This window comes from Burkholderia sp. b14 (assembly GCF_900156195.1).
Lineage (GTDB): Bacteria > Pseudomonadota > Gammaproteobacteria > Burkholderiales > Burkholderiaceae > Mycetohabitans.
The window spans coordinates 191,962-202,814 of record NZ_FTPJ01000002.1 but is presented as its reverse complement, the minus strand read 5'-3'; the positions used below and the strand labels follow the sequence as shown (position 1 = coordinate 202,814).

At 56.5% G+C, this 10,853-nt stretch carries 11 protein-coding genes and 3 pseudogenes; 10 read left to right on the top strand and 4 right to left on the bottom strand.

Annotated elements, in window-relative coordinates; translation table 11 throughout:
* Positions 1-94: 94 nt before the first annotated feature.
* Together B0B13_RS18890 and B0B13_RS02090 are read right to left on the bottom strand one after the other, a co-directional pair.
* Positions 95-607 (bottom strand): pyridoxal-dependent decarboxylase, encoded by a 513-nt coding sequence (locus tag B0B13_RS18890; RefSeq protein WP_237574062.1) that lies wholly within the window; start codon positions 605-607, stop codon positions 95-97.
* Between the two features lie 308 nt (positions 608-915).
* Positions 916-1,668 carry a thioesterase domain-containing protein gene (locus B0B13_RS02090; protein ID WP_076794115.1) on the bottom strand — a complete coding sequence of 251 codons (753 nt, stop codon included), beginning with the start codon at positions 1,666-1,668 and terminating at the stop codon, positions 916-918.
* A gap of 252 nt (positions 1,669-1,920) precedes the next feature.
* On the opposite strand from B0B13_RS02090, the gene B0B13_RS02085 reads away from it, so the two are divergent.
* Both B0B13_RS02085 and B0B13_RS02080 read left to right on the top strand, forming a co-directional pair.
* On the top strand, positions 1,921-2,361 hold the full coding sequence (locus B0B13_RS02085) for a CBS domain-containing protein (RefSeq protein WP_076794534.1): 441 nt from the start codon (positions 1,921-1,923) through the stop codon (positions 2,359-2,361).
* A 150-nt stretch (positions 2,362-2,511) separates the two neighbouring features.
* Positions 2,512-3,753 (top strand): hypothetical protein, encoded by a 1,242-nt coding sequence (locus tag B0B13_RS02080; RefSeq protein WP_076794114.1) that lies wholly within the window; start codon positions 2,512-2,514, stop codon positions 3,751-3,753.
* Between the two features lie 77 nt (positions 3,754-3,830).
* On the opposite strand, the pseudogene B0B13_RS18885 reads toward B0B13_RS02080, so the two are convergent.
* Positions 3,831-4,007: pseudogene (locus B0B13_RS18885) on the bottom strand (IS30 family transposase); the annotation flags it as partial.
* An 8-nt stretch (positions 4,008-4,015) separates the two neighbouring features.
* A protein-coding gene (locus B0B13_RS02075; RefSeq protein WP_139337311.1) for an IS3 family transposase occupies positions 4,016-5,178 on the bottom strand; the annotation gives its coding sequence in 2 pieces (ribosomal slippage) (positions 4,016-4,923 and positions 4,923-5,178; 1,164 coding nt in all).
* Positions 5,179-5,216: 38 nt separating this feature from the next.
* Here B0B13_RS02075 and B0B13_RS19695 point away from each other — a divergent pair.
* The 8 genes and pseudogenes from B0B13_RS19695 to B0B13_RS19925 form a co-directional block, all read left to right on the top strand.
* Positions 5,217-5,387 (top strand): annotated as a pseudogene (locus B0B13_RS19695) (DDE-type integrase/transposase/recombinase); the annotation flags it as partial.
* 644 nt (positions 5,388-6,031) lie between these two features.
* Positions 6,032-7,387 carry a hypothetical protein gene (locus B0B13_RS18165; RefSeq protein ID WP_076794110.1) on the top strand — a complete coding sequence of 452 codons (1,356 nt, stop codon included), beginning with the start codon at positions 6,032-6,034 and terminating at the stop codon, positions 7,385-7,387.
* Positions 7,388-7,783: 396 nt separating this feature from the next.
* A complete protein-coding gene (locus tag B0B13_RS02060) occupies positions 7,784-8,449 on the top strand; it encodes a hypothetical protein (RefSeq protein WP_237574063.1) in 666 nt (221 codons plus the stop codon).
* A 251-nt stretch (positions 8,450-8,700) separates the two neighbouring features.
* Positions 8,701-8,832, top strand: coding sequence for a hypothetical protein (locus B0B13_RS18875; RefSeq protein WP_255785507.1), 132 nt, complete (start codon positions 8,701-8,703; stop codon positions 8,830-8,832).
* Between the two features lie 290 nt (positions 8,833-9,122).
* The gene (locus tag B0B13_RS02055) at positions 9,123-9,395 is read left to right on the top strand and encodes a type II toxin-antitoxin system Phd/YefM family antitoxin (protein WP_170872367.1); all 273 of its coding nucleotides are present in this window, start codon (positions 9,123-9,125) and stop codon (positions 9,393-9,395) included.
* A complete protein-coding gene (locus B0B13_RS02050; RefSeq protein WP_076794105.1) occupies positions 9,395-9,808 on the top strand; it encodes a putative toxin-antitoxin system toxin component, PIN family in 414 nt (137 codons plus the stop codon). Before B0B13_RS02055 ends, B0B13_RS02050 begins: the two co-directional genes overlap by 1 nt.
* Before the next feature lie 59 nt (positions 9,809-9,867).
* Positions 9,868-10,365 (top strand): hypothetical protein, encoded by a 498-nt coding sequence (locus tag B0B13_RS02045; RefSeq protein WP_237574064.1) that lies wholly within the window; start codon positions 9,868-9,870, stop codon positions 10,363-10,365.
* 127 nt (positions 10,366-10,492) lie between these two features.
* A pseudogene (locus B0B13_RS19925) lies at positions 10,493-10,743 on the top strand (IS30 family transposase); the annotation flags it as partial.
* Positions 10,744-10,853: the final 110 nt, after the last annotated feature.

The window sequence follows — 10,853 nt, the reverse complement described above, 5'->3', positions numbered from 1 at the left end:
ACGAGTTCATAGGGTTAATATTGCGGCGCTGCAGGTCACACACGGCCGCGCGCAATGCGTCAATGTGGATTCGGTCCGCTGCATCCACAGGAATTCAGATCAGGTAATCGCAACCGATCTCAAGCACATCCGCGGCTTTGCGCAACGAATAGTGCTCGCGCTCCGATACAAGGATAGCGAGCCCGTCGTAGCCGTAATGGCGAAGCGCCTGCATGAGCCCGAAACGGTTGACCCCGGCGAAGCCAGCTCGGGGACGCAGTAGATTATTGCGGCTCGCCCATAGCGCGGTGAGATTGGCCACCGTGCCGCCCGAGCAGAATCCACCGAGCGCATGATTGCCGCTATGCAGCCATCTTCGATAAAATGCATCGTCCTGACCCAAAACCAGCTTGTGCAGCATCCCGATGACCTGGCGCTCAAGCGCCGTCATCGCAGCAGAGGTTTCTAGCTTCACGACATTTTGGTTTAGCGCGGTCAGCATCTTCGCGAGCGACGGTAAAAACGACGGTAGCGACGAGGTCATGTGTCCGACGAAGGTCGGCGACGCGACCGGCATCACGCGACTGAACACGTCGTCGAGCAAGTGTACGGCGTGTTCGTCAGGCAACGCCGCTGTCTCAGGAAGATCGACCGTCGAGAACGTCGTTTCGGCATCGGCATGCGCACTACCTGACTTGAACCGGTTGCTTGCAAAAAACGCGGCTGGTACTGCGTGATCAGCTGCTCAAGCCACACGAATTCGCCGCGGTCCGCGTCGAACCATTGCAACACATCGTTCAGCTCGTGTGCTGCGCTGTCATTATCGGGCAGGCTAACCATGACCACTATCGGTTAACACGATCGAATTCTCGATTAAGAGTATTAAGCATTTCTGCATTGTAAAATTTATCGTACCGCATTCGTCTGTCCTTAAGCTTATTGATGCTCCAATTCATTTAGCTTGCGGGCTAGGATGGGAACAATGATAGCCATCGATTCCGGCTTGAGCATTGCGCTATGACTGCAGTGAATATTGAAAACTTCGATATTCCCCCGCACATAAGGGTTCCACGCATCAGGCGTGACTAGCGGTTCACATCCCGCCTCTGCTACCGTGGCTCGAAATAATAGCGCATCACCGCCATACTGCGATGGAGAATAATCTCTTACGATACGCACATTATTCTTTGCAATTTCCTCAGTCTTTTCCAATAAATGTTTACCCATCGCCAAGATGAATTCATTGCCATAGTGGTCGGCGAGCACCTCTCTCACCATCGCCTGGTCAATTTGATTTTCTTGCTCTTCGAAAGCTTTGCCCGCAAAAGGGGAGCTATCTAGTAACGCCAGCAACGCCACTTTTCCGCCTTCGTGTTCGAGTCGAACAGCCATGCTATGCGCCACATTGCCGCCGAGGCTCCATCCTAATAAGCAGTAAGGCCCTTTGGGCTGAACGCAGCGCATTTGCTCAAGATAGTCTGACACCATCTCGTCAAGCGTAGACGCAAGCGGGCTTGTTCCATCAAACCCGCGAGCCTGCAAGCCATAAAGGGGCTGATCCGGGGGAAGATAGTTGGACAGACCCATATAGCTCCAGCTCAGACCCAATCCGGGATGAATGCAGAAAAGAGCAGGACGGCTACCTGTGGGTTTAAGAGGAAGTAGAACGGAAAACGAGTCTCCTTGCATCTTGTCATGCTTAACTAAATGGCGTGCTAAGCCTGCGAGGGTGGGTGCCTCAAACAGCGTACGAATAGCAGGGTCAACCCCTAACGCTGTGCGTACACGCGCCGCGCAACGCCTGCAGCGCCGCACACGCGTGCCCGTCGATACCGTGTCCTATACTTGTAGGCAACATATACTTTGTTGGCGCTCCACGGCCCACGCGGACGGCGCATTCGATCCCGCCGCGTGCCCATGCCAGCGCAAGGAGAGCATCCGATGGCTACCGTTGCACAGATCTTGAAGAGCAAGCCGGACACTATCGTGCATACGATCGACGCGTCCGCACTGGTCTACGATGCAATGAAGCGTATGGCTGAGAAGCAAATCGGCGCGCTGGTCGTGACCGAGGACGGCAAGATTGTCGGCATCGTCACCGAGCGCGACTACGCCCGCAAGATCGTGTTGATGGACCGCTCCTCGAAGGCCACATCAGTGCGTGACATTATGACCCGTGAAGTCCGTTACGTGCGCCCGGAGGACAGTGCGCAAAGCTGCATGGCCCTGGTTACCGAGCGACGTCTACGGCATCTGCCTGTTATCGACGGAGGACGGCTCGTCGGCATGATTTCGATCGGCGACTTGGTCAAGAGCATCATCTCCGACCAGGCGTTTACGATCCAACAGTTGGAGCTCTACATCCGCGGCGAGCGCGCGTAGACTCGCGCGCGTGGACTAGCTTGCGAAATGGTCCATCGCGTGAGCGCGCGTGGATGCGCCAGCGCGCCGTAGCAATGTGCGCGCCCGCACATAAAACCCTGAATCGCCCCTCTAAGATCGGCTAATTCACGGACTGTCACCACCAAGACCATGAGCGCCAGATTAAAAACGCCCCATGGCGTGGCACCGGGCTTCACTAGACGGGGATCGGCGCGCAGCAGCAAACAGGTGCGCATCACGCGCAGAATCAAGCCCCGGCTGGGACCAGCAGGAACCCGCGCCGCCGCTACCCGCTCGCACGCCGACTCAACGGCAAACGACGAGGGTTCCTACTACGCGCGACGACAACAAGGGACTGAACCGGCGTACGCCACGGCACGCTCGTTCGATGCCACGCCGCCATCATTCGTTACGCCACCGTGGACCGGCCTGCAACGTGCTCCACTCGCGCGACGTCACATAGTCGCACTCGCCGCCTTGCTGGTGCTGGGCGCCGGCGCTTTGGGGGTAACAATCAGCCAGCTCTACCAGGACAAGACGTCGTCGGAGTCGCACCAGTATGCCGATATCATGCGCCGTGAGGCGCTGACGCAATCCAATGTGAGCGCCAGCACCGTCCCATTGTTCGATGCTGCCACGCTTGCAAGCCATACCGCTCGCTTGAGTGCGCAAGCACCGCAGCAGGCCGTCACGACACCGTCGAGCACCTTGCCGTCGCCGCAAGCGCGCATGCAGGCATCCGATATTGTGGCATTCGCGCGCATACCGCCAGCACGCAGCGCGAGTCCCGCGAGCACGGATTGGGACGCTGTGCAGCGCAGCCTACCGCGGGCACGCCATGCAAAGGTGCGCAAAGCTATCGCCCCGGAGACGCAAGACACCGACGGGCACACTGTACCGGTCAGGGCACATCCCGCCCAACATGCGGTGGCCGTTGCTGTGTCGCCCAAGCCGATGCAGCCACTCGCCGACACGCCGAGTGTGTCCCGCGCCGAGGCACGCGCGGCAACCGACGCTTTGACACAGGAGGCAATCACGCCACTGCCGCCGCAAGCCGCTCACGTCGATCCAACGCAGCCGCCGGTTGTCTATGGCATACAGACGGCCCCTTCGACCGCCGCGGCCGCGCCCCGCCCGCCGGCCGACGTGCCGTATGCAGCCGAGGCAACCGGTCCGTATGCCCCGCCATCCGCTGCCGAAGCAACCGCGGCATTGACGGCCCGGGCCGTCGCGCTACCGTCCCCGCAACCGATCCGGCCGGCCACCGCGGCTACGCGTCCGGCGCCCGTGCGACCACCTGCCGATACCAATGCTGCGGCTTCAATCAACGACGAACCGACGGCGCCGATCAATGATCAATACGGACCCTTAAATTTGGAGCCCCGGCGTTAAAGGTTCTGCCGGCTTGGCGGACTGCGTTTCGCAACTGTCTCCGCTGCCTTTGTATCTTAAAAATGAGTGTGGTAGGTTCAACTGATGGATGCAACACCAATGCTGGCGTTTAGTTTATCTGCTGGCGTCGCGAACCCCAAAGTTTTTTTTGGACGTTGATTCAACTGCATGGCGATTTTGTTCAATTCTGCCTGCGAGTAGCCCGCAAGGTTAGTACCTTGCGGGAAGTACTAGCGCAGAAGGCCGTTGGTGTTTGTAGTGGTCAACTGATTCCGGACACTGCATTAAGTTTTTCTTCCGCAACCGCTGGAGCCAGTGCGCCATTGAACTGATGCGGCCGTATCCAATTGTACCGGTGCATCAGGTAGTGACTGATATCCCGGTGTGCTTCCTGTGCCGACATGTAACCCATTGGTGGCAGCCATTCTGTCTTAAAGCTACGGAACAACCTCTCCATCGGCGAATTGTCCCAACAATTTCCGCGGCGACTCATGCTCTGCTTTATCCGATAGCGCCACAGCCGCTGACGCAATTTCCGGCTGGCATACTGACTGCCCTGATCCGAGTGGAACAACAATCCTTGCGCTCGGCCACGCTGCTCATAGGCCATTTCCAACGCCTGCACGACCCAGTCGGCATCCGGACGCGTCGAGAGAGCCCAGCCAACAACGCGCCGCGTGAACAGGTCGAGCACCGCCGCCAGATAATGCCAACGGCCTTGCGCCCAGACATACGTGATGTCGCCGCACCAGAGCTGATTCGGCGCATCAGCCTTGAACTGACGGTTGAGATGGTTCGCAATATCGATCCGCTCAACCGTCGCTTGCTTGTACGCATGGCCACCAGGCTGTTTGCAGATCAGTGCCAGCTCCTGCATCAAGCGACTGACCTTGAAACGGCCAATCGCCGTGCCTTCCTCCCGCATCATGCTCATGATGCTGCGGCTGCCGGCAGAACTGCGACTCTGGACGAACAGCTCGTGAACTCGGCTACGCAACGCCATGCGTTGGACATCAACGTGTTTGGCACGATCCCGGTACGCATACAGACAGGAGCGCGATACGCCCAATACCGAGCAGATCAGTTCGACCGATTCGCTCCCGCAGATCCGATCAATTACTTCGTACGTTCGATGCCTTCCGACATCAAGAGCGCGGTAGCCTTTTTTAAAATGGCCTTCTCACGCTCGAGGCGTTCTATACGCGCCTCGAGTCCTTTAATGCGTTGCTGATCCGGCGTGATCGCCTTGCCTTGAGGCATGATGCCCTGACGTTCCTGCTGAAGCGGGTGCACCCAGCGACGCAGTACCGTCTCGCCGACGCCCACCGAACGGCTCGCCTCCATATGGCTATAGCCCTGCTCGAGCACCAGACAGGCGGCTTGCTGTTTGAATTCCGGGGAAAACGTACGTCGCTGCTGCTTCATCAGACACCTCTTCATGGCGAGCATTCTCGCCTAGATCAGTGTCCGGTTTCATTAGACCACTACAGAAGATAGCGTTTAGCCGCCTTGGACCGCATGACAAGCCGATACTTCACTCGGATCAAGGTTGGCAGTACCAGATGTCGGTGTATCGCAAGGCGCTCCAAAAGCATTCCGTCATGCAGAGCATGTCGCGCAAAGGCAACTGCCTCGTGGATAACATCACAACAGCCAATCATCTTTGAGAAGGCGAAGGTATGCGAGTTTGAAGCAACCCTGCCAAGCCGACTTCTCTACTCACGGTCCGCGGCATCGCAGAGAAGCATAACTTTGTAAGCCTTTTCATCTGGGATCTAAAGCGGAACGATTTCCTTTATCTTTTTTTTATTTTACTAACAATATCGCAACGCGATCTATTGGAAAGGGCTTGCTACGTGCACAGGTGTGTCCACGGGTACCCGCTTTCATGCGGCCTTTATGTAAAGATTGTGTAATAAATTTCTCTATCTTTGCCGACGAGCCGTGCGAAATGGACAAGCTTCGCGCGCTCCAAGCTACGTGTGTACGGTGCGGCCCGAGATGGTGGAATGTAACTAAACCTGCACCATCACTTATTCGATCCGCACGTTGTTTCGGCTGCGTGCTGCTTACCATTGCCAGCTTCACACGAGCTTCTTCAGCAGTGTGCGTTACCAACAGACGATGTAATAGCTGCCGCATATGGGCATCGCACTATCCGCCAAGAACATGGCGTTTACAGCCCATCGCTGTGCTCAGCTTCCCGCTTTTAGCTAACCTGCCGTGCGGCTTCGCTTCGTGTCGCGCCGTTTCTTGTTATCGATTGCCGAGCTTACCGATGGACTTTGATCTGAATGCCGCTTTGAACGACTACCAAGCCTACATGCGTGCGTTGGAGTCGTGCCCGCAAGCTGCTGCGTCGGCGCCCCCGTCGACATTGAAACCAGCAAGCGGTGGGCTGGCGAACCCGTTGGCCAGCCGGCCCACGACATATCATGACCTGCCGCCCGAACTGATTCAGCAGATCGGTGACTACGTGCCTGTTCAAGACGTGGGAAGTTTTTCAGCAGTCGATCGTCGTACGTATCATGCGATGCATAGTCGGCGTTTAGTCTACCGCTACTGGCAACAAGCCAACCAAGTCGTAAGTCTCGCGTCAGTCAACCAGCTGCTCAATGAAATGGAGGGCACGCTCGCCGATCCGGCGCAGCACGTCGAGCCGATTGAGGCGTTGCGCCAGCGGTTGGAAGCGTTGCCGTATCGCGAGCAAGGCGAAGCCTTCAAGCGCATGTACGCGGCGGCGCAGCGTATTCCGAAGGATGGCGTGCAGATACAAAAAGCGCTGTTGTTGCACACATTGTCCGATTTTCATTGGAGCCATCGCGATGAATTATTCGACTTCGCTTACGCGATGGCGCAGCGGCGTGCGCCCGAGGAGGAGAATGTCTGGACGGAACTCGCTGACAGTTTGGGATTCTTGTTGTTTGGCTCAGCTGAGTTTGTCGAGCGTTATCAGGCGCTCGTGGCTCGGCTTGCATCCTTGAGGGTGTCCGAGCAAGCGGAGCTGATCCCGGTATTGTGTCTGCGAATGATTCACTTTGGTGGAAACGACGACCGTCGCCCTGAGCTGTATGCGGTGTTACTCGGACAAGCGCTGCAGTTACCGCTTTCTGTTCAAGGCGCATCAGTTGGCATGTTAGCAAGTTTCATATGGGTTTTGCCGCAAGCGGAGCACCTCGCACAGTACATGCAGCTGCGTGATTTGGCGCTGTCGCTGCCTGACGAACAGTTGGGCGTTGCGCTACGCGATCTTCCAGAGGGGTTGACGAATTTACCGCATGAGCATCACGCACACGAATTCCAGTTACTGGTGCCAGCATTGCTGCGCGTACTGCCAGCGCAGCGCGCGCAGGTCGCAGTGGGCCTACTAACGTGTACCTACAAACTGGACGATGCACTGATAAAGTGGGTGTGGCAGCAGGGTTTGAGTCTATTGAATGGCGCGGGCGAAGCTGCCTTATGCGATGTGCTTAGCAGACTTCGAGCGCAGGGTTCGATACGTAACTTAGACGATCGTCAATGGAATATAGCGAGGGGTGAAATCACCCGCTTTATGGAGGCCAACCAGTTCTCCGAACCGGCCCGGGTGCGAATTCAGGACAGTGTGCCTTGGTTCAGAAGTGTGCCACGTTAACCTGCGGCTGAACCAACATACTTCGTTTATCCGGGAGATCCTTCGCGGATCTGACAGGGCGATGCCAGTTCACCGTCTACCTTCAAGTGGTGAACCACCACCCTAGGATTCATCATGGATCACCGGATACCTCTTTCTTCCATTAATGTAGGCGCCAGCACCTCATCCGCGCCACCCAGCATTTCGCAGCGCTCAACGGCTCCCTTGCAGGGAACCCCTCGCTCTACGCCTTCGGCGCTTTCGGGGCTGTGTTGCCTAAGCCGAAGCTCAAGCACTGAGACCAATGGGTCTATAGCAGAAGAGACCCACGGACAATCGATCGGTCAGTCAGTGCTTTCTGGGGTGCACAGTTGTATAACGAGTTGCTTGCCGAGTTTGGGACCGAATCTTTCCAACTTGACACCAGAACAGCGCAGCAAGTACTACTGCAATCTGGCAGCGGATTATGCCAGGCGTTCCGCAGAATGCGATTCGAATGGTGATCCACTGCATAAAAAAGAAAATGAAGAATTGACGAGTAAAGGCAACGTATGTTGGGATGCGGTCAAGGACTGTGCATTTAAAGCAGGGGCCATCCCTAAAAATCGGTATAAATCGGTGAATGCTAAGACAGATTTGGTTACATCGTCCGATACACGGATAAATAATGCCAATGAATTGAGAAACGTGCCACCCGGACACACTCTCGGCTTCTTCGAGGCCGTAGGCAAATTAACCGAGTCCCCTCGCATAGCAACCAAACCCTTCCACGTGATGCTTACCACGGGCGACAATAAAGCCGCCGGACATAAAAATGGATGCATTGAAATCGGCAATCCTAGCGGCTGGGAAGAGCTTGATTTGAGCCAACTAAAATGGCATGAAGGCTACTTTATCGCTAGCTCGGAGGCAAAGGGTAAAGAGATTGACTTGAGCCGGTTAAGAGAACAAAATGGTCACTTTGTACTTAAAGAACCTAATAAAAAAGGCGTTTATTACAAGGCTTTTGTCGTCACCCATCGGCCCATCAGCGAAGCCGGCAAGCAACCGAGCAACGAAGCCTCCACCTCGGCGCAAGTGTGATGATCGAGCGGTGCTGGCAGCCACTCAAGGCAAGCTGCATGGCTTACCTTGCAACACAGGTGCCTATCTCCGTTGAAGTGCTGCTCGGGAAGCCCGGCTGATACCCTAGATTTTGTTCCGCAAAGCGGAAAAGCCTCAGGCGAAATACGGGTTTGCGGACTGCGACCCAAACTCGATTGCGGAACGGATTTTCCCATAAAAGTTAATATCTATAAAATTTTCGAGAGCCTCAAAAACCGAGCGGGCAAGCGATGACAGTACGTGTTACGCAGCAAGTGTTCGGCGCGCTGCTGTCAAAGCCGTACCCCCTCGGGCGCAGTGAGCGCAAGCTAGCGCTATACCGAACTCGGCTTCGTGAAATTGTGCAGCTGCTGCAGACGTAAGCCACTGAAAAGCGGCTGTCGAGTCACCGATGAGCCAAAACGCGCAGTCAGTCGATCGATGATGCTCGCTCTCGCCGTGGCGGATTAAGCTTTGACGAGCATCACGTTCGTTCACCATGGGCCAAGTCTTGCCTTTTTGGCACCGTCACTGCAACCCACCCTGTTCACTATTTCGCAGCGTAATCGCCTTGGCTCACTCGCCGAGGTGATGGTGACTGATTCAAAGCTAGACACCATACTTATTTTGTACCATAATGATCATTATGGTCAATGTGGCAATGGAGGGTGCGATGATTACCGAAGTCAATGCCGTGAATTTCCGACAAAATTTGGGCGAAATGCTCAATCAGGTACAGTATCGCAACGACAGTATCGTGATCAATAAGGACGGCAAGCCGGTCGCAGCGCTCGTCGACGCCGAATTATTCACCCGCATCCGGCGTATGCAGGACCGCTTCGATGCGCTTAGCAGCCGAATCGCCGAAGCCTATGCCGGCGTGCCGGTTCAGGAAGGTCAGGCGGAGATCGATGCCGCGGTGGCCGCTGAGCGGAAGCGGTGCTGATGGCTGGCTTACGTGTTGTGCTTGATACCAACGTGTTGGTTTCGGGCTTGGCTTACCCGAGCAGCGTGCCTGGGCGCATCGTTGCAGCTTGGCGTCAAGGCGGGTTGGAGGTGGCACTGTCGCACTACATTTTAGACGAGATGGTCCGGGTTCTACCGCGGTTGCCTAGGGTAGGCATGACACCGGCGCAAATTCGCGACCTAGCCGATAGTTTTATGTTATTAGCCGATGTAGTCGAGCCAGAAGGCGCGCAGGACGCAAGTTTGCGTGATTCGGCTGACCAGCCCGTATTACTTACGCTGCTGGCAGCGAAAGGGCAGTATCTCATTACGGGGGACAAAGATTTGTTGGCGCTGGTGGATCGATATCCCATCGTCACGCCGGCGGATTTTTGGAGGCGCCATGGGACCTAATTGAAATCGGCTGGTGATGCAAATACCAGGCGTGGGTCGAACAAAAGAATGGATCAGTCGTGCGCCGCCTCGTCGGGTATGGCCGGTTACGCGGACTTGAAGCCACGCAAACCCTTGCCTGCCTTTACGAGGTGCCACGTTTGTACATTAACTTCTTCCAGCCTTCATTTAAGCTGCAATCGAAGACACGTCATGGCGCGAGAGTCACGAAACGGTATGAAGCGCCGTTGACGCCGCTCGAGCGCGTGCTGCGCTCGGCGTCGGTGCCGCAGGCAACCACACCTGCTCGTGCTCCCCTCGCGGATTTCCTGGCGAGCCTTGGCACAGCGTGGCAGGACGGCGAGGTAAGACCAACGCATCAGCGAAAGGCGCGTGTGCCTCACACTTGGCGCAACCGGGAAGATCCATTCGAGCATACGTGGCCGACGATACAGCGATGGCTGGAAGCCGAACCGGGCATCACGGCCAAGAAGCTACATGAGCGTCTCGTTGCCATGGCGCCGGCGATGTATTCCGGCGCGCAGCTGCGCACTCTACAGCGCCGTGTGAAGGCATAGCGATCGAACCGCGCCAGAGAACTGGTAGCCAGAATACTGGGTGATGCCGATGCAATGAAGGCTGGGGTAGGTTCAACCGGTCGTCGCAACATCTTCTGGTCTAATGCAAATCCAGGAGGTCAGGTAAGTGCCCCAGAAAAGATGGGGCCTATCGGCCGCGCAGAAGGCTTTGTTGTGGCAGCGGTGGAAGGAGGGCGAGTCGTTAAGTGATACGGGCGCTCGCTGGGCAAACACGCGGCGTCGATCCATGCCATCGTACGGCCGAACGGCGGCATCATGCCTATCGCGCGCAAGCGCTCAGCTCGAGCATTGACGCTTGCGGATAGAGAGGAGATTTCGCGCGGCCTCGGCGCCAGCTATTCGCTTCGCAAGATCGCAAATACTGGGCGCAGCTTGGCCCGTTCCTCCAACGTCGCATCGTGGCGCACGTGCTGGTCGGTATCTCGCATGGTCCGTATTGCTCGATCAGTTGCACGCTGCGGGACAAC